This window comes from Klebsiella grimontii, from assembly GCF_900200035.1.
Classification (GTDB): domain Bacteria; phylum Pseudomonadota; class Gammaproteobacteria; order Enterobacterales; family Enterobacteriaceae; genus Klebsiella; species Klebsiella grimontii.
This window is the reverse complement of sequence record NZ_FZTC01000017.1, coordinates 142,485-160,463: the sequence shown is the minus strand read 5'-3', so window position 1 is coordinate 160,463 and position 17,979 is coordinate 142,485. Positions and strand designations below refer to the sequence as shown.

The window sequence follows — 17,979 nt, the reverse complement described above, 5'->3', positions numbered from 1 at the left end:
AGACATTCAGGAGACTGCCATGAAACAAATCACTGGTATCTACACCGCACCTTCGCAGCACTGGGTCGGCGATGGTTTCCCGGTTCGCTCAATGTTCTCTTATCAGACGCACGGCGAACAGCTAAGCCCCTTCCTGCTGCTTGACTATGCAGGCCCGCATCACTTCCCGGCGGGAACGGAGAAACGCGGCGTCGGCGAACATCCGCATCGCGGATTTGAGACCGTTACCGTCGTCTACTCCGGCGAAGTTGAACACCGTGACTCTACCGGTAGAGGCGGCGTTATTGGGCCGGGTGATGTGCAGTGGATGACCGCGGGCGCCGGGATCCTGCACGAAGAGTTCCACTCGGCGGAGTTCACCCGTACCGGCGGCGAGCTGAAGATGATCCAGCTCTGGGTCAACCTTCCGGCTAAAGACAAAATGACGCATCCGGGATACCAGAGCATTACGGCAGATGTGATTCCTGACGTTGACCTGCCGAACAATGCCGGCCGCATGCGGGTGATTGCCGGGCGCTACGAGGATACGGTTGGCCCCGCGCACACCTTTTCTCCGCTGAACGTCTGGGACCTGCAGCTCAACCAGAGTCAGGAGATCACCCTGCACCAGCCCGCTGGCTGGAGTACGGCGCTGGTCGTCCTGGAAGGTGAGATTGTGGTGAACGGCGAGGGCAACGCCCGCGAGGGTCAGTTGGTTGTGCTCAGCCAGAAAGGAGAAGCGCTCCACCTCGCGGCCGGTACCAACGCAAAAGTACTGCTGATGGCCGGTGAACCGCTGCTGGAGCCGATCGTGGGCTACGGCCCGTTTGTGATGAATACCAAAGCACAAATCGCAGAAGCGGTTCGTGATTTTAATAGCGGCCGCTTCGGCCAAATCTGATATTGAATGAGGTGAAGAATATGTCTACCCCAGCTAACTTTAATGGTTCTCGTCCGGTTATTGATGTCAATGATGCCGCCATGCTGCTGATTGACCACCAGAGCGGTCTGTTCCAGACCGTGGGTGATATGCCGATGCCGGAGCTGCGGGCGCGCGCCGCCGCGCTGGCGAAGATGGCTTCATTAGCCGGGATCCCGGTAATCACCACGGCGTCAGTGCCGCAGGGACCGAACGGCCCGCTGATCCCTGAGATTCATGCGAACGCGCCCCATGCGCAATATATTGCGCGTAGAGGAGAGATTAACGCGTGGGATAACCCGGAATTTGTTGCCGCGGTAAAAGCGACCGGGCGTAAAACGCTGATTATCGCCGGTACGATTACCAGCGTCTGCATGGCGTTCCCGTCCATTGCCGCCGTTGCCGATGGGTATAAGGTTTTTGCCGTCATTGATGCTTCCGGTACCTATAGCAAGATGGCGCAGGAAATCACCCTCGCCCGCGTCGTCCAGGCTGGCGTCGTACCGATGGATACCGCGGCGGTCGCTTCCGAGCTGCAGCGCACCTGGAATCGACCGGATGCCGCGGAGTGGGCTGAGGTGTATACCAAGGTCTTCCCGGCATACCAGCTGCTGATCGAGAGCTATGCCAAAGCTCAGGACGTGGTCAAGAACAACGAACAGCTTGATTCACAGCGTTAAAATGCCTGCCCCGCCGCGCTACGGCGGGGCAGTGTTCATTGCTTAACCGAACGATAGCAAAAGAATAAATACTGCTTGACCGTTTTAGCGCAACTCCCTATAGTAGCGCCCCGTTGCCCACCCAAGGTGAGCAGCAAAACAATATGGTGAGGTGTCCGAGTGGCTGAAGGAGCACGCCTGGAAAGTGTGTATACGGCAACGTATCGGGGGTTCGAATCCCCCCCTCACCGCCATATTTGAAGAAGAGCTCGTACGCAAGTACGGGCTTTTTTTCGCCTGTTGCACTCCCCCGGGGGGATGAGATGCCCCGACCGGGGTTCGACAACTGGCGCCAGCCAGTTGGACAGATGACGAGCCTGCGAGGAATCTGCCCGGAGGGCGAGCGCAGCGAGTCAATCCCCCCCTCACCGCCATATTTGAAGAAGAGCTCGTACGCAAGTACGGGCTTTTTTTTCGCCTGTTGCACTCCCCCGGGGGGATGAGATGCCCCGACCGGGGTTACCCCCGGCGCTCCTGTTTTATCAAGCCGCGTGACGCCTTTTCCAGTATCTCCCCATCCCCAGCAACATGCTAAAAGACGCCGGCAGTACGGTTAACGTGACGAGCGTGGCGACGATCAGCCCGCCAATGATGGCATACGCCATTGGCCCCCAGAAGACCTGGTGAGAGATGGGGATCATGCCCAGGATCGCGGCGCAGGCGGTCAGAAATATTGGCCTGGCCCGGTGCTCCGCGGCGGCAATAATGGCGGCGTCGCTTTCCATGCCCTGAGCGAGATTATTGTCGACCTCACTGATCAGTATCACGGCATTGCGGATAATCATCCCCGCCAGCGCGATCGCGCCGAGCAGAGCCACAAATCCCATTGGCGTATCGCTCGGCAGCATGGCCATGACGATCCCCGGTAAGCCGAACGGGGCCATGAACAGAGCCAGCAGCATACGAGAATAGCGCCGCAGCTGGAGCATCAGCAGTAACAGCATCACCCCGAGGGTGACGGGTAAAATATCAAATACCGAGCTGTTGCCTTTTTCGGACTCCGCGACCACCCCGCCTTCAACAATGCTGTAACCGCTGGGTAGACCCGCGCGCAGTTTATCCACCGTCGGGCGCAAACCGTCCGATACGCCTTCTGCCCGCATCCCCGGCGCGAGGTCGGTTTGTACGGTGATAAACGGTAACCTTTGCCGACGCCAGAGTACCGGATCGTCCACTCCCCAGACCGGCGTGGCTACCGCGCCAAGGGAAATTTTTTGTCCATCGCGTCCCTCCACCGTCAGCGATGACAGGGTGGCAAGATTCAACCGCTCGCTGTCATTCGCCCGCAGCACCACGTCAACCAGCCGATCGTCATCCCTTATCGACGTCACCGTCGTGCCGGACCAGACGGTATTAAGCGTCTGCGCCAGACTCTGCGACGACACCCCCGCCGCCCGCGCGGCGGTCTGGTTCACCTGCAGAACGAGGGTTCTCTCCGGCTCGCCCGCGGTCTGATTCACCTCCCGGGTTAACGGCGAGCGCCCTATCGCCTCGGCCAGACGCCCGGCATACTCTCTGACTTTGAGATAATCCGGCCCGCTGACCCGGTATTTGATCGGCCAGCCCACCGGCGGCCCCAGCTCCAGCGGCGAAACGCGCGAGGTTAGATCGCTGAATTGCGCGCTCAGCAGCGTATTTAACTGTTCCCGCAGGCGGTCCCGGGCGGCCAGATCCTTCGCCACCACGACCAGCTGCGCCGTATTTTCATTATCCAGCAGAACATCCATCGGTAAGTAAAAGCGGATAGCGCCCGAACCCACATAGGTCGAGTAATGGTCAATATTGCGATTCCCGGCAAGCGCCCGTTCCAGCCTTTCCGTTTGTTTCTCCGTAGCAGACTGCGAAGCATTGGCCAGCAGCGTCAGGCTGACCAGCAGCTCCGGACGATCGGATGAGGGGAAAAACTCCCCCTGCATAAACGTTGTGCCATACACCGATAGCCCCAGCACGGCCAGCGCAATTCCCAGGGTGGCGAGCCGGTGGCGCAGCGCCGTTCGCAGAAGTCGTCCATATCCCCGCGCCATTCGGCCCGGGCCTGCGGCATGGTGTTTAAGCTTTTCCGGCAGCAGCCATGCTCCGGTCAAAGGAGAGAACAGAATCGCCACGATCCATGAACTCAGCAGCGCCATCAGCACCACGGCAAACAGCGAAAAGCAGTATTCGCCAGCGCTGGATGAGGCAAAACCGACGGGAATAAACCCGGCAATCATAACCAGCGTACCGGTCAGCATCGGAAATGCCGTGGTTTTGAAAGCATAGGTCGCCGCCCGCCGTCGCGTATCACCGGCCTCCAGCCGGGATACCATGGTTTCCACGGCGATCATGGCATCATCCACCAGCAGTCCAAGCGCAATAATCAGGGCCCCGAGAGAGATTCGCTGCAGGCCGATGCCTGCCAGCATCATTCCGGCAAAGGTCATCGCCAGCACCAGCGGGATCGCCGCGGCCACCACCAGCCCGGCCCTTAATCCCAGGGAGACAAAAGAAACCGCCAGCACAATCAGCACGGCTTCCACCAGCACCCGGACAAACCCGCTTACCGCGCCGCTGACCACCGCCGACTGGTCAGCCACTTTCACCATCTCAATACCGTGCGGCAGCCCGGCACCGATGGCGCTCATTCTGTAGTTCAACGTCGCGCCAAAGCGCAGCATATTTCCCGTTGGCGCCATGGAAATCGCCAGACCAATGGCAGGACGCCCGTTAACGCGATACGCCGCAGAAGGCGGTTCAGCCGCTCTTCTCTCGATGGTGGCAATGTCGGTCAGGGGAAGATAGCGATCGTTAATGCGCAGGGTGACGGCGCGTAAGCTCTCTTCGCTCCTGAGCGCCCCGCTGACGTTTATCGTCATCTTCTCCTGCCCGGTGCGCAGAACGCCGGCCGGAACTACCGCATTCTGGGCCCGCAGAGCATCCGTAACCTGCTGAATGCTGAGCCCCATACCGGCCAGTCGGGCGGGTGAAAAAGCGATCGCAATCTGCTCCTGCTGCTCGCCAAGCAGAACCGTTTTGCCGATATCCGGCACGGACATCAGTTCACGGCGGATCGTCTCCACCTGCTGGCGCACCTCCCGGAGGGTATATCCGTCAGGAATAAAGGCATAAATCGTGCCGTACGTGTCGTCAAACTCATCGTTCACGCTCGGCCCCTGCGCGCCTTCGGGCAGCGATGGCGCAATATCCTGCATTTTTTTGCGGATCTGATACCAGATCGCCGGGACTTTTTGCGCCGGCGTGTCATCACGCAGATTAATATAGATAACCGTTTGTCCGGCCCGGGTTTCACTTTCGATATAATCGAGCCAGGGCGTTTCCTGCAATTTTTTTTCCAGGACATCCGTCACCAGATGGGTCGTGTCCGTTACCGATGCGCCCGGCCACTGCGCAGAGACTACCGCCGTTTTGATGGTGAACGCCGGATCTTCATTACGCGGCAGCAGCGTATAGCTGAGCGAACCGATAACCATCATCAGCAGCATAAAAAAGCTGACCATTTGCGGGTTTTCCAGCGCCCAGGCGGAGAGATTAAAGGTATTTTTTGACGGCGCTTTTTTCACGGCTGCTTCTCTCCGGCGACGACTTTTTCCCCCGGCCGAAGTTTACTTACGCCCGCGGTAATAACCCGGTCGCCGGGCATAAGTCCGGAGGCGATGATAACGGAAGAAGCCGTGTAGCTGGCGGGAACGACAACGCGCAGCTGCGCCTGCATCTGCGGGGTAATCACAAAGACGGCCGGTTTTTCTCCGCAACGGCTCAGCGCCGAAGCCGGTACCGCGTAACCCGCCGAGCCGGATGACGGCAGCCTTACCGTGACGCTGGAACCCAGCGCCATCGCGGCGGGCGGTTTCTTGAGGGTCGCCCTGACGCGCCATGTCCGGGTCTGGGGATCGGCCTGCGGGCTAATATCACGCAAAATGGCGAAAGCGTTCACCCCGGCATCGCTGAGCAAAGCAACCTGAAATTCCTCCGCCCTTTGCGCCTCAACCTTAGCGGGATCCGGGATATCAAACACCACGTCGCGCGCCTGCCCGGCCGCCAGCGTCACCACCGTCTCACCGGCGTTGACGACCTGACCGGGAGAGGCGCTGACCGCCGTAATGATCCCCTCACCCGGCGAGGTCAGGCGAGTCCAGCCAAGGCTTTCCCTGGCGTTGCGCAAAGCGGCCTCGCTGCTCTTCACCCGGGCGCTGGCGACCAGCCAGTCCGCCCGCGCGCTGTCGAGCTGGGAGCGGGCGATTGCCCCTGTCGCGATGAGCTTTTGCATCCGGCTAACGTTCAGCACGGCCACCCGGGCGGTCGCTCTGGCGCTCTCTTCGTCAGCCGTCGCGCTATCCAGCTGGTTTTGTGCGCTGGTATCGTCAAGCGTGGCCAGCAGCTGCCCATAATTGACCCGATCGCCAATATCCACCGCGCGCGTCATCATCCTGCCCGCCGTACGAAAGCTCAGGGCCGTCTCATCGTGCGCATGGATCTCGCCGGTTCTTTCCAGAGAGGGAAGCGTTGCCGGGGAGCCGATGACCACGTAGCGCACCGGGCGGGCCGGCGCCGGCTTATCGCCGCTTTTATCGCCGCAGCCCACCAGCGGTACGATCATCAGGGCCAGTACGATCGGCGGCAGCAGCGCAAACCAGGGTAGCGATCGCTCGGCGCCGAGCAAAGCGTACACGCACTGACGAAGGGAAAGAACTAACTCATATAACATAACGCCACTCCGTTCGGGAAATGGCGCCATTACATGACACATTAATCGAGAATGGCTCGACGTTCTGTCAAGGGATTATCAAGATGCGCTCTTTTCTTCCGCGCCGGGGTCGTACGGCAGATGAACGCGAATCAGCAGACCGCCGCTCGCCGGTAGCGCCGCGCTAATACGCCCCCCGTGCGCCGCGCAGATAGCGCGCGCAATGGATAATCCCAGGCCGCTGCCGCCGGAGTGTCTGGCGCGGGACGCCTCCTCGCGGGTGAAACGCTGGAACATTTCCGGTAAAAAATGCCGCGCCACGCCGGGCCCGTCATCAACAAAATCGATGAGGTAAGCCCCCTCTTCGCGGCGCAGTTTAATAGAAAGATGGCCCCCCTTGCGCCCATAGCGAACGGCATTTTCCATCACGATGGTAAAGACCTGCCCCATGCGGAAGGCGTCGCCGCGAAAGGGGCATGCCGGCGAAGGCTGAATGGCGATCGTGACGCGCTGAGCGTCCGCCTGCGGCGTTAACCATGCGGCTCGCTCCTGCAGGAGCTCATCCAGAGCGAATGGCTGGTCATCCAGGACCAGATTGCCGGCATCCGCGAGGGAAAGGAGATGCAGTTCATCCGTCAGCCGATTCAGATGCTGGAGCTGTTTCATCACCATCTCCAGTTGCTGCGGCTGGGTATCAAAAACGCCATCCAGCATGCCCTGCAGACGGCCAATCGCCGCCGTCAGCGGAGAGCGAAGCTCATGCGCCATCGCCACATGCGAGGCGCGGAGTTCTTTATCGTAGCGGGCCAGCTGGCCGGTCATTTTGTTAAAGTCGGCGGCAAAGCGGATCATTTCCGCCGGCGCGTCCTCAATCAGCTCCGCCTGGCGGCCAAATTGCCCTCCGGTCACGTCCTTCGCCGCATCACGAAGACGGCTGAACTGCAGCGAGAGCGGACGGGCGTAGCGCAGCCCCATAACAACAATGAAGGGGATCATGACCAGCACCAGCACCGCGACGGTCACCCAGTCCGCCGAGGCGATAGAGGGAGTGGAATAGCTCAATCCCCACCAGCTATCGACAATCTGATGAAAACGCGCCGGATTGGCCTCGGGATGGCGGCCGAGCGCGATAAATTCCTCGCGCAAGGCGGGCGGCATTTTATGCATGATCCAGTAGTTCTGCACGGCGAAGCGCAGCCACATACAGGTGGCGATAACAATCACGCTGCCGATAGCCAGCGCCAGAATGCGCCCGCAAATCCAGCGCCAGAGAGAAGAGTGACGGGTCTTGATCATGGTTGTCTGAACCGGTAGCCCACGCCGCGAACGTTGACCAACGCGCCGGATACTCCCGCGGCCTCCAGTTTTTTACGCAGGTTATAAATATGCGTATCCACCACGCGCTCCAGCGCTTCGCTCTCGGGAAGGCAGCGCTCCAGCAGATACTGTCGCGAGAAGGGGCGTACGGGGGCGCGCATCAGCGTGGCCAGAAGCGAAAACTCGGTCGGGGTCAGGTCGAGAATAGACGCAGGTTCCCCCGAGTGACTGACGGTCGCGACAATGGCCGCGACATCAACCTCCAGCCCCTGCCAACGCAGAATGTCTTCCCGGGCGTCGTCTTTGCGACAACGCCGGAGCACGGCCTGAACGCGCGCCACCACTTCGCCAGGGTGGTAGGGTTTGACCACATAATCGTCGGCGCCGTAGCGCAGCGCGCCAATACGATCGGGCATGTCTCCCATTGCGGTCACCATAATCACCGGCACATCGCTTTTCCGCCGCAGGCTGGCCAACACCTCGGTTCCGTTTAGCCCGGGCAGCATCACATCCAGCAGGATCAGGTCAGGCTTCCAGCGCTGCGCCATATCCAGCCCGGAGAGTCCGTCCATGGTCACCGCCACGTCATAGTTTTCCCGGCGTAAATAGGCCTCAAGCACGCCGGCCGCGTCGGCGTCATCTTCAATTATCAGCACTCTTCTGGACAACATCTGTTCACCTTGACCGTTTCTTAACACTATCCCGACCGTTTATTGATTTAGCAAAACCATACTGCAGCGGCATTCTGCGGCGTCCCCGATCGGACGGCGCCCGTTTCCATATGGAGAACAGTATGATAGCCAGAAAAATTTCGCCGTATATGGTCGTGCCGTTTTTAATGGCGATAACGCCCGGCGCGCGCGCCGATGAAGCCGCCGCGCCTTCCGATGGGCTGACTATCGGGGTGGGGGGAAAGTATGCGCCTCGTTACAGCGGTTCTGACAAGCAGATTTGGCAGGTGGTTCCCGTACTACAGGGGCGGAAAGGCGCTTTCTTTATTGATAGCCAAAAAGGCATAGGCTACGACCTGTCAGGCGACAGCGGCCTCTACTTCGAGCACACGCTCGGTTACGACCTCGGGCGAGCGGAAAAAAACTCGAGCTGGCGCGATGGGGCTAATACGCTGAAGGGGATGGGTAATATTAAAGCCACCATGAATACCGCCTTCGCCGTCGGCTGGTCGGTCACGCCGTGGCTCACCGTTGAAGGCAAGGCTACGCTTCCGCTCACCGACGCCCAGGGCGCGCATTATCAAACTTCCGTCACCCTCCTGCTGGTTCAAAACCCGCAGGATATCGTTGCTTTACAGTCCGCCGCGCTGTTTGGCGACAGCCGGTACGTCAATACGTTTTACGGGGTTGATCGCCGGCAGAGCATCCGTTCCGGCTATCGACCCTATCGCGCAGCCGGCGGATTTTACGGCATCGACAGCGCGCTGACCTGGAGCCATCAATATAACGAGCATTGGGGCTCCATACTCAGCGCCGGCTATAGCTGGCTCGGGGAACACGCTGCTGAGAGCCCGCTCGTCTCACGGCGCAATGAAGGTACCGTGACGGCGGCAATCACCTGGACATTTTGAGCTACAGGTCAGCGACAATGATTCCCTTATATAGCAGTAAACTACCGTTATTTTCGTTTATAGCGGCCTGGATAGCGTGATGAAAAAAACCAGAAACCCCGACCACGCTAATGATAAACTTCTGCAGCGTTACCTTTAAATGTTAAGGAAAGAAAATGAGTACCATTGCCGTTGTTGTTCTGACTTACGTTAAACCGCTTGAGGAAGTAGACGCCCAGCTTGCTGCGCACGTGGAGTGGCTGAAGCAAGGGTACGCTGACGGAATATTTCTCGCTTCGGGGCGTAAAATCCCCAGGTCCGGCGGCGTGATTCTGGCTAAAGGCGATGATCTGGATGCGCTGCAAAACCGGCTGAGCCAGGATCCGTTCCAGCAATCGGGCGTAGCGAAAGTCGATATCATTCCTTTTGAAGCAACGATGGCCAGCCCCTCACTGCAGGCTCTCCTGTAGTGCGCTAAAAACAAAGCCCGGTCACCCGGGCTTTGCAGACTCAAAAGGACTCAGTAGTAGGCTTTCAGCGCGCGCTGGCAAAGCGTTGAGCGCACGCAATCGTCGGTCGTAAAGCGCACAATACCGACCATCTCATCTTCCTCAAAACGCGCCAGCGCATCGCTCAGGCCCGAGCGGACCCCAGAAGGCAGGTCGCACTGGGTAATGTCGCCGTTGACGATAACCGTCACGTTCTCCCCGAGGCGGGTCAAAAACATCTTCATTTGCGCAGCGGTCACGTTCTGGGCCTCGTCCAGAATCACCACCGCATTTTCAAATGTACGTCCGCGCATATAGGCGAACGGCGCGATTTCCACCTTGCCGATTTCCGGGCGCAGGCAGTACTGCATAAAGGAAGCCCCTAGTCTTCTCACCAGCACGTCATAAACCGGGCGGAAATAGGGAGCGAACTTCTCGGCGATATCTCCCGGTAAGAAGCCAAGATCTTCATCGGCCTGCAGAACGGGACGGGTAACAATAATTCTGTCCACATCCTTATGGATCAGCGCTTCAGCTGCTTTTGCCGCGCTAATCCAGGTCTTACCGCACCCGGCCTCGCCCGTCGCGAAGATCAGCTGTTTATTGTCGATGGCATTCAAATAATGCGCCTGAGCGTCATTGCGCGCTTCGATTGGCGAGGCGTCGCGGCTATCCCGCGCCATGCCAATGGCTTCTACGCCACTCATTTGCACAAGCGATGTGACCGATTCTTCTTCGCGCTGCTTATGGCTTCGCGAATCCTGTCTCAGCACACGTTTGGCCTCACGACGAGCTCTGGTCACTGCTTTTTGTCTTCCCATGGATAGCACCTTGCGTTGTTGGTTTACATCACACGCGTCACGATCGACGCGATTATGCGCACTAACGATTGAGGTTTGGCTTCCTTGTAAGCCATTGCTTGCCTGACGAATTGGCAGAGGGTCACGGCTACGCGCACCGGTAACCTTGCCTGGGTTCGGGTTTTCTTTACTAGAAGAGGAGGATTTTACGGTGTGAAAATCGCGGCCGGAAGTTGGGCTCCCGTGCTGATGAGTACGGTCTGGGGTTTGACGTTTTCCGTTACAGCAATCGGGCATTCGCGATCTCCATAATGAAATGAGACTACTGCCGAGAACTACCGCGCCTGTAATAAGTACATCAGAAATAATTCTAAGCGCAACTTATTTTTCACATACAGACAACAAATAATTCTCATCACAGCTGAGGAGAGTTTCCGACTATAAGATTACAGAAAAATGAAACAAGGCAGGAAATACAAAAAATGAATGGAAAAACAGCAGAAAACGCCCTGCCCTCGCGGGCAGGTACGTCAGGCTTCGAGCAGCGATTGCCCGAGATAATGCCGATCGTCGATAACCCCCGGCAGAACAAAGAAATAGCCGCCGCCAATGGGCTTCACGTACTCTTCCAGCGCTTCACCGTTCAGGCGCTTTTGCACCGTCAGAAAGCCTTTTTCCAGATCGTGCTGGTAGCAGACAAACAGCAGCCCCATATCCAGTTGCCCGGAATTGGTCACCCCCAGCGAATAGCTGTAGCCCCGGCGCATCATCAGGCTGGATTGCGTTTCCGGGGTACGCGGGTTGGCAAGACGAATATGGCTATCGAGCGCAATGGTATCGCCGTCAGGGTCTTTGCTGTAATCCGGCACGTCGTGCTCGTGCTGCATTCCAAGCGGCGCGCCGCTCAGCTTATCGCGGCCAAAAATGGTCTGCTGCTCTTTCAGCGGCGTACGATCCCAGAACTCAACGTGGAACTGAATAATCCGCGCCGCCTGATAGCTGCCACCCGTCGCCCACGCGGGCTCTCCCTGGTCGGCGGTTACCCACACCACCTTATCCATTAGCGCCTTATCGGTGCTGACCGGATTCGCGGTGCCGTCTTTGAAGCCCAGCAGGTTAACCGGCGTCTCTTTACCCTTGCTGCGCGCGGCGCTGTCGGAGATAAACCCTTCCCGCTTCCAGCGCACGCTAAGCAAATCCGGGGTGTGCTTAATCACGTCGCGCAGGGCGTGAATCACCGTATCCTGGGTGTTGGCGCAAATTTGCAGCAGCAGATCGCCGTGGCACAGCGCTGCATCCAGCGAATCGTTCGGAAAACGCGTCATCTTCTGCAGCGTCTTCGGCGCCTGATTAGCCAGGCCGAAACGCTCGTCAAACAGCGAATGCCCTACCGAGACGGTGATCGTCAGGTTATCCGGCGCGATCCACGGTCCGAGAATGCCTGAGTCCATCGGTGGCAGGCGCGGGTTCGGCGTCTCCGCCGCGGGACCGCCTTTGGTCAGAAAGGCGATACGCCCGGTCAGCAGGCGAAACAGGCGCTCAAGGTCCGCTTTATCGCTGGCGAGCACGTCAAAAGCGACAAGCATCATCGACGCCTGCTGCGGCGTCAGCACGCCGGCCTGATGTGGACCATAAAACGGCTGCGCTTCCATACGCGCGTTTGGCGACAGCGTGCCCGGAGAGCTGTTGTCTTTAGCCGCGTGCGCCACCGGACAGCCGCCGGTTATCGCCAGCGCGCCGCCAAGCGCGCCGATCCCTTTTAACAACCGCCGCCGGGACGGTTCATTAACATCATATTTTTGCTCAGCCATCGACTTAGTCCAGACCCAGGATCCCGCGCAGCTGGGCCAAATCTTCCGCCAGCGTGGTGATCGGGCCTTTCAGCGCGTTGCGATCGGCATCCGTCAGCTTGTCATAGGTCTCGAAGCCGTCTTTGGTGCGGTATTTGCTGAGAATGGTATCCACTTTTTTGAAGTTGGCGTCCACCTTCGCCAGCAGCGCGCTGTTCTCTTTCTGCAGCTGCGGACGCAGCAGGTCGACGATTTTCTGCGCGCCGTCAATGTTGGCCTGGAAATCCCACAGGTCGGTATGGCTGTAGCGATCTTCTTCGCCGCTGATTTTGCTGGCGGCCACTTCTTCAATCAGCCCGGCAGCGCCGCCGACTACTTTTGACGGCGGGAACGCCAGTTCGCTAATGCGTTTTTGCAGCTCGAGAACGTCGGCGTTCAATTGATCGGCATAGTTATCCATTCCCTTGACGCTGTTATCGCCAAACAGCGCTTTTTCCAGCCGGTGGAAACCGGTGAATTTCGGATCTTCGGCTTTTTTCTCGTAGTCATCCTCGCGGGCGTCAATGCTGCCATCGAGGTCGGAGAACAGCTCGGCGATCGGTTCAATACGTTCGTAGTGCTGGCGCGTCGGCGCGTACAGCGCTTTCGCCTTCTCGATATCGCCCGCTTTCACCGCATCGGTAAAGGCTTTGGTACCGCTAACCAGCTCCGCGGTCTCGGCGGTAACGTAGGCTTTATAGGCGGTAATGGCTTCACCCAGGCTGAGCAGCGCATCGGCTTTGGCGGCATCTTTGGTCGCCTCGCCGGTCACCGTCAGTTTGCCTTTCGGGTTGGTCAGCAGACCGCAGGTCATATCATATTCGCCCGGCTGCAGGTTGGCCGTCAGCTTTTGCGTAAAGCCGGGAGCGATATTCTCCCGCTCTTCCACCACCATCACCCCTTTCAGAATCTCCCACTCCAGCGCTTTCTGGCTGTGGTTCTGAATGATGAACTGGGTTTTACCCGCCTTCACGGTGACGTTCATCGGCTCGCACTGTTTGTCGGTGACGGTCACTTTGACCTGCGGAATATCGGCCGCCTGGGCGTAAAAAGCCGAGCTGAACAGCGCAGCGAGCGTAAGCTGCAGCGCATTACGACGAAAATGATTCATCATGACCATCCCTTTCGATAAGTATGTTGTCACTATTGCAATCCGCGATGCCCGACTACGCTGCCCGGGATGCGGTGGTTTTTTTTCCCGGCGGCGAGACGTACAGCGCCAGCGCCGGGATCAAATAGATAAAGTAGACCGCCACTTCGCTGACGGTCGGCGTTTCCTGATAGCCAAAGATCCCCTCCAGCAGCGTGCCGAATAGCGTGTGCGTCGAAATGACGTTGCTCAGGTCGAAGGCGACCTCCTGAAAATGGTTCCACAATCCGGCCTCATGGAAGGCGCGGATAGCTCCTGCGGCGAGGCCTGCGGCCACCAGTAAAATAAACAGGCTGGTCCATTTGAAGAAGACGCCGAGATTCATGCGGATACCGCCCCAGTAGATCAGGAACCCTAAAACGATGGCCGTCGCCAGACCGAGCATCGCCCCAATGGGCGGCCAGATCCCGACATCCTGCTGGAAGGCGGCGAGCAGGAAAAAGACCGATTCCAGGCCTTCACGCGCGACGGCGAAAAAGACCATCATCACCAGCGCCCAGCCGTGATTGTTCCCGCGCTGGAGGGCATTATCGACCGCCTGCTCAAGCTGCTGTTTGACGTTGCGCGAGACTTTACGCATCCAGAACACCATCCACGTCAGAATGCACACTGCCACCACTGCCACGATGCCCTCAAACAGCTCCTGCTCGCGCTGCGGAAACTCACCGGTGGTTTCGTTGATGAAGATGCCCAGCCCCAGGCACAGCGCCGCCGCAAGCAGCACCCCAATCCACATTACGCCAATCCAGCTGCCGCGCTGGGTGCGTTTCAGATAGCTGGCAATCAGGCTGACAATCAGCGCAGCTTCCAGGCCTTCACGTAACATGATGAGAAATGGGACAAACATGCCAACACCCTTAAATGTGAACCGCAGTCAACTGATGCAAAGATAGGTAAATATTTCTGATAGTGATTATCATTACAATAATCAGAAACACAAGTGAAATGTGGAGTGAATGATGACGATTTGTAAATTAATCGCGAACAAATAATGACTTGCGCGATTATCTCGCAGCCCTGGCCCCACGGGGCAGGAGGAGGGGATTTTTTGCGGTGGATATTTACCCGGCTGCGCAGCTGTGGCTAAATGGCGGCCTTATTGACCTGCGAAATAAACGACATGACTCAATTCTTGCACTTCCTGCTGGCGCTGGTGGTTATCCTCGCCCTTGCCTGGCTCGCCAGCTATGACCGTAAAAAAATCCGCATTCGCTATATTATCCAGCTAATTGTTATTGAAGTTGCCCTGGCTTTCTTTTTTCTCCACGCCGAAAGCGGCCTGTGGCTAGTGAAAAATATTGCTTCCTTTTTTGAATCCCTGCTCGGTTTTGCCGCCGAAGGCACCAATTTTGTATTTGGCGGCATGAGTGAAAAAGGGCTGGCGTTTATTTTCCTTGGCGTGCTGTGCCCCATCGTCTTTATCTCCGCGCTCATCGGTATTCTTCAGCACTGGCGTATTCTGCCGATTTTCATTCGCCTGATTGGCACCCTGCTGTCAAAGGTTAACGGTATGGGCAAGCTGGAGTCCTTCAACGCGGTCAGTTCGCTGATCCTCGGACAATCAGAGAACTTTATTGCCTATAAAGGCGTGCTCGGCGACCTCTCTTCACGCCGCCTGTTCACCATGTCGGCCACCGCGATGTCGACGGTTTCGCTCTCCATCGTCGGCGCTTATATGAGCATGCTCGACGCGAAATACGTCGTCGCCGCGCTGATCCTGAATATGTTCAGCACCTTTATTGTGCTGTCGATCATTAACCCGACGCGTCCGGGCAGCGAGGAGGAGATCAAGCTTGAAAAGCTGCATGAGTCCCAGAGTTTCTTTGAAATGCTCGGTGAATATATTCTGGCCGGTTTTAAAGTCGCGATGATTATTCTGGCGATGCTGATCGGTTTTATCGCCTTAATTAGCGCGATTAATGCCCTCTTCGCCACGATATTTGGCCTGAGCTTCCAGCAGATCCTCGGCTACGTCTTTTATCCGCTGGCGTGGCTAATTGGCATTCCGCTTAGCGATGCGCTGAACGCCGGGAGTATTATGGCGACGAAACTGGTGGCCAATGAGTTTGTCGCCATGATTGAGCTGCAAAAAATAGCCGCCAGCATGACGCCGCGCGGGCTGGGAATTTTATCCGTGTTTCTGGTTTCCTTCGCCAACTTTGCCTCTATCGGCATTATCGCCGGGGCGATTAAAGGCCTGAACGAGCAGCAGGGGAATATCGTTTCCCGCTTCGGCCTGCGCCTGGTGTATGGCGCAACGCTGGTCAGCCTGCTCTCCGCCAGCTTCGCGGGGCTGGTGCTGTAAATACAGCGCGTTGGCCTGTTATCCCGGGTAAGGCGTTAGCCGCAACCCGGGAATGTCATCGGATTCAAGTTAAAAATGTACGCACACCGGCTGGTCAACGCGCATCACCGACTCCTGCGCAAAGCGTGATTTATAGGTAGTGCGCAGCGCCTCAATCCCCTCTTCGCTCTTCGCATCTTTACCGTGAATCAGCATCAGCGCTTTGCTCTGCTCGCGCGCCACGGTACCGTCATTGCCCAGCCACTGCCCGCGCGCGTCAAAGACCGTCAGGCCATCGCGAAAGCGCGGCGTCACGTCGCGGTCAACGAACTGCTGCCACTCCTGAGCGGTGATATCCTTCCCGGCCGGACGGCTTAAGCCGAAATAGAGCGTGGTTTGTACCATCGCGTTATCCGCCGGGCAAGCGCTAGCATCGACCGCCGGGGTGGTCTTCGCGGCAGGCGCTACGCAGCCGCTCAATAATCCTGCCAGCACCAGCGCCACTGCACCCTGTCTGAAACTCATTTCGCTACCCTCATTGTTATTTGTGCTGAGATATCAGCGTATTTTCAAACGATTAGCAAGAGGCATAAATAACAAAGCCCGCAGAGCGCGGGCTTGATGAGGTTGCAGAGCTTACTCGGCGGTCGCGCGTACCGGCGGCGCGGAGTGATAATGGGCGTCCGCTTCGGCGAAGCGTCGCTGCATCTCGGAGGAAGGCGCTTTACCCAGCAGGCTGAAGACCACAATCCCCAGGCTACCAAAGATAAAGCCAGGGATGATTTCATACAGGCCCAGCCAGCCGAACTGCTTCCAGACGATGACCGTGACCGCGCCGATGATCATCCCGGCCAGCGCGCCGTTACGGGTCATTCGTGACCACATCACCGAGAACAGCACCACCGGGCCAAACGCCGCGCCAAAGCCTGCCCATGCGTAGCTCACCAGACCCAGCACGCGGTTCTCCGGGTTGGCTGCCAGGGCGATAGACACCAGCGCCACAACCAGCACCATAAAGCGTCCTACCCATACCAGCTCTTTCTGACCGGCATTTTTACGCAGAAACGCTTTATACAGATCTTCGGTAATCGCGCTGGAGCACACCAGCAGCTGGCAGCTCAGGGTCGACATCACCGCCGCCAGAATCGCCGACAGCAGGATCCCGGCAATCCACGGATTGAACAGAATCTGCGCCAGCTCGATAAACACGCGTTCGGCGTTCTGGTTGACCGCCCCGGCAACGCCCGGGTTGTTATTGAAGTAGGCAATACCAAAGAAACCGACGGCAACGGCGCCCGCCAGGCAGAGGATCATCCAGGTCATGCTGATACGACGAGCGTGAACGATGCTGTGGTGCGAGTCCGCCGCCATAAAGCGCGCCAGAATATGCGGCTGACCAAAATAACCCAGCCCCCAGCCCATCAGCGAAATTATCGCCACGAAGTTCAGGCCCTTGAGCATATCGACGTTCTCAATGCTCTTTTGCTTAATCACTTCCAGAGAATCGCCAAAACCGCCGACGGAAATGACCACCATCACCGGCGTCAGGATCAGGGCGAATATCATCAGGCTGGCCTGGACGGTATCGGTCCAGCTCACCGCGAGGAAGCCGCCGACGAAGGTATAAATAATGGTTGCCGCCGCGCCGGCCCACAGCGCGGTTTCATAACTCATGCCAAAGGTGCTTTCAAACAGACGTGCGCCGGCCACAATCCCGGAAGCGCAATAGATGGTGAAAAATAACAAAATCACCAGCGCCGAGATAATTCGCAGCACGCGGCTTTGATCTTCAAAGCGGCCGGTAAAATAATCCGGCAGCGTCAGGGCGTTATTATTGACTTCGGTATGCACCCGCAAACGCCCCGCCACCAGCTTCCAGTTAATCCATGCACCTAACGTCAGGCCAATGGCAATCCAGCTTTCGGAAATACCGGAAATAAATATCGCCCCTGGCAGCCCCATCAGCAGCCAGCCGCTCATATCGGAGGCCCCGGCGGAGAGCGCCGTGACGAATGGGCCAAGGCTGCGGCCGCCGAGAATATAATCATCAAAGTTCTTCGTCGAACGCCAGGCAATAAAACCGATGAGTACCATGCCAAAAATATAAACAATAAAAGTCACCAACATGGGTGTGCTAATAGCCATGTAAAAATCTCCAGAATTTTTGTCGACAGCGTCCAAATTTGTCGTTTTATCCACTACCGGAACGGGGCAATGGCCTATTGGTTGTATTGGGCGACCGTATCCTGACG

The 17,979-nt window shown here is 57.8% G+C and carries 15 protein-coding genes and 1 tRNA gene; 6 read left to right on the top strand and 10 right to left on the bottom strand.

Features of this window, described 5'->3' with window-relative positions:
- The first annotated feature begins 19 nt into the window (after positions 1-19).
- The 3 genes from KOSB73_RS13260 (at position 20) to KOSB73_RS13250 (ending at position 1,811) form a co-directional block, all read left to right on the top strand.
- Positions 20-880: a pirin family protein gene (locus KOSB73_RS13260; RefSeq protein WP_082237298.1), complete on the top strand. Its 861-nt coding sequence runs from the start codon at positions 20-22 to the stop codon at positions 878-880.
- Between the two features lie 20 nt (positions 881-900).
- Complete coding sequence (locus tag KOSB73_RS13255; protein ID WP_049131785.1) at positions 901-1,578, top strand: isochorismatase family protein; 678 nt, start codon at positions 901-903, stop codon at positions 1,576-1,578.
- Between the two features lie 145 nt (positions 1,579-1,723).
- Positions 1,724-1,811 (top strand) — tRNA-Ser (locus KOSB73_RS13250).
- Positions 1,812-2,099: 288 nt separating this feature from the next.
- On the opposite strand, the gene KOSB73_RS13245 is transcribed toward KOSB73_RS13250, so the two are convergent.
- The 4 genes from KOSB73_RS13245 to KOSB73_RS13230 all read right to left on the bottom strand — a co-directional run bounded on the left by KOSB73_RS13245 (position 2,100) and on the right by KOSB73_RS13230 (position 8,286).
- The gene (locus tag KOSB73_RS13245) at positions 2,100-5,174 is read right to left on the bottom strand and encodes an efflux RND transporter permease subunit (protein WP_098140576.1); all 3,075 of its coding nucleotides are present in this window, start codon (positions 5,172-5,174) and stop codon (positions 2,100-2,102) included.
- Positions 5,171-6,319, bottom strand: coding sequence for an efflux RND transporter periplasmic adaptor subunit (locus tag KOSB73_RS13240; RefSeq protein WP_098140575.1), 1,149 nt, complete (start codon positions 6,317-6,319; stop codon positions 5,171-5,173). The genes KOSB73_RS13245 and KOSB73_RS13240 overlap by 4 nt, the downstream gene beginning before the upstream one ends.
- Positions 6,320-6,397: 78 nt before the next feature.
- Complete coding sequence (locus tag KOSB73_RS13235; protein WP_098140574.1) at positions 6,398-7,594, bottom strand: sensor histidine kinase; 1,197 nt, start codon at positions 7,592-7,594, stop codon at positions 6,398-6,400.
- Entirely contained in the window at positions 7,591-8,286 is a 696-nt protein-coding gene (locus tag KOSB73_RS13230; RefSeq protein WP_049130613.1) for a response regulator, read from the bottom strand. Before KOSB73_RS13230 ends, KOSB73_RS13235 begins: the two co-directional genes overlap by 4 nt.
- Before the next feature lie 122 nt (positions 8,287-8,408).
- Between KOSB73_RS13230 and KOSB73_RS13225 the strand changes: the two genes are divergently transcribed.
- Together KOSB73_RS13225 and KOSB73_RS13220 are read left to right on the top strand one after the other, a co-directional pair.
- Positions 8,409-9,197: a MipA/OmpV family protein gene (locus KOSB73_RS13225; protein WP_024359571.1), complete on the top strand. Its 789-nt coding sequence runs from the start codon at positions 8,409-8,411 to the stop codon at positions 9,195-9,197.
- Between the two features lie 155 nt (positions 9,198-9,352).
- Positions 9,353-9,646, top strand: coding sequence for a YciI family protein (locus KOSB73_RS13220; protein WP_004871263.1), 294 nt, complete (start codon positions 9,353-9,355; stop codon positions 9,644-9,646).
- 50 nt (positions 9,647-9,696) lie between these two features.
- Here the strand turns inward: KOSB73_RS13220 and phoH are convergent, their stop codons facing one another.
- The 4 genes from phoH to efeU form a co-directional block, all read right to left on the bottom strand.
- Positions 9,697-10,485: a phosphate starvation-inducible protein PhoH gene (gene phoH, locus KOSB73_RS13215; protein ID WP_004871266.1), complete on the bottom strand. Its 789-nt coding sequence runs from the start codon at positions 10,483-10,485 to the stop codon at positions 9,697-9,699.
- A 509-nt stretch (positions 10,486-10,994) separates the two neighbouring features.
- Positions 10,995-12,275 carry an iron uptake transporter deferrochelatase/peroxidase subunit gene (efeB, locus tag KOSB73_RS13210; protein WP_024359573.1) on the bottom strand — a complete coding sequence of 427 codons (1,281 nt, stop codon included), beginning with the start codon at positions 12,273-12,275 and terminating at the stop codon, positions 10,995-10,997.
- Between the two features lie 4 nt (positions 12,276-12,279).
- Positions 12,280-13,407 (bottom strand): iron uptake system protein EfeO, encoded by a 1,128-nt coding sequence (gene efeO / locus KOSB73_RS13205; protein WP_024359574.1) that lies wholly within the window; start codon positions 13,405-13,407, stop codon positions 12,280-12,282.
- Positions 13,408-13,459: 52 nt separating this feature from the next.
- Positions 13,460-14,290, bottom strand: a complete 831-nt coding sequence (gene efeU / locus KOSB73_RS13200) for an iron uptake transporter permease EfeU (protein WP_004131307.1) — start codon at positions 14,288-14,290, stop codon at positions 13,460-13,462.
- Between the two features lie 273 nt (positions 14,291-14,563).
- Between efeU and KOSB73_RS13195 the strand changes: the two genes are divergently transcribed.
- Positions 14,564-15,748 (top strand): NupC/NupG family nucleoside CNT transporter, encoded by a 1,185-nt coding sequence (locus KOSB73_RS13195; RefSeq protein ID WP_024359575.1) that lies wholly within the window; start codon positions 14,564-14,566, stop codon positions 15,746-15,748.
- A 69-nt stretch (positions 15,749-15,817) separates the two neighbouring features.
- On the opposite strand, the gene KOSB73_RS13190 is transcribed toward KOSB73_RS13195, so the two are convergent.
- Both KOSB73_RS13190 and putP read right to left on the bottom strand, forming a co-directional pair.
- Positions 15,818-16,252 (bottom strand): DUF3574 domain-containing protein, encoded by a 435-nt coding sequence (locus tag KOSB73_RS13190; RefSeq protein WP_024359576.1) that lies wholly within the window; start codon positions 16,250-16,252, stop codon positions 15,818-15,820.
- 111 nt (positions 16,253-16,363) lie between these two features.
- The gene (gene putP / locus KOSB73_RS13185) at positions 16,364-17,872 is read right to left on the bottom strand and encodes a sodium/proline symporter PutP (RefSeq protein WP_004871280.1); all 1,509 of its coding nucleotides are present in this window, start codon (positions 17,870-17,872) and stop codon (positions 16,364-16,366) included.
- Positions 17,873-17,979 lie beyond the last annotated feature (107 nt).

Coding starts and splice junctions, on each gene's coding strand:
- efeB (WP_024359573.1), bottom strand. CDS start 12,275: ATGGCTGAGCAAAAATATGATGTTAATGAACCGTCCCGGCGGCGGTTG.
- phoH (WP_004871266.1), bottom strand. CDS start 10,485: ATGGGAAGACAAAAAGCAGTGACCAGAGCTCGTCGTGAGGCCAAACGT.
- KOSB73_RS13220 (WP_004871263.1), top strand. CDS start 9,353: ATGAGTACCATTGCCGTTGTTGTTCTGACTTACGTTAAACCGCTTGAG.
- efeU (WP_004131307.1), bottom strand. CDS start 14,290: ATGTTTGTCCCATTTCTCATCATGTTACGTGAAGGCCTGGAAGCTGCG.
- KOSB73_RS13225 (WP_024359571.1), top strand. CDS start 8,409: ATGATAGCCAGAAAAATTTCGCCGTATATGGTCGTGCCGTTTTTAATG.
- KOSB73_RS13260 (WP_082237298.1), top strand. CDS start 20: ATGAAACAAATCACTGGTATCTACACCGCACCTTCGCAGCACTGGGTC.
- KOSB73_RS13235 (WP_098140574.1), bottom strand. CDS start 7,594: ATGATCAAGACCCGTCACTCTTCTCTCTGGCGCTGGATTTGCGGGCGC.
- KOSB73_RS13230 (WP_049130613.1), bottom strand. CDS start 8,286: ATGTTGTCCAGAAGAGTGCTGATAATTGAAGATGACGCCGACGCGGCC.
- KOSB73_RS13240 (WP_098140575.1), bottom strand. CDS start 6,319: ATGTTATATGAGTTAGTTCTTTCCCTTCGTCAGTGCGTGTACGCTTTG.
- KOSB73_RS13195 (WP_024359575.1), top strand. CDS start 14,564: ATGACTCAATTCTTGCACTTCCTGCTGGCGCTGGTGGTTATCCTCGCC.
- efeO (WP_024359574.1), bottom strand. CDS start 13,407: ATGATGAATCATTTTCGTCGTAATGCGCTGCAGCTTACGCTCGCTGCG.
- KOSB73_RS13255 (WP_049131785.1), top strand. CDS start 901: ATGTCTACCCCAGCTAACTTTAATGGTTCTCGTCCGGTTATTGATGTC.
- putP (WP_004871280.1), bottom strand. CDS start 17,872: ATGGCTATTAGCACACCCATGTTGGTGACTTTTATTGTTTATATTTTT.
- KOSB73_RS13190 (WP_024359576.1), bottom strand. CDS start 16,252: ATGAGTTTCAGACAGGGTGCAGTGGCGCTGGTGCTGGCAGGATTATTG.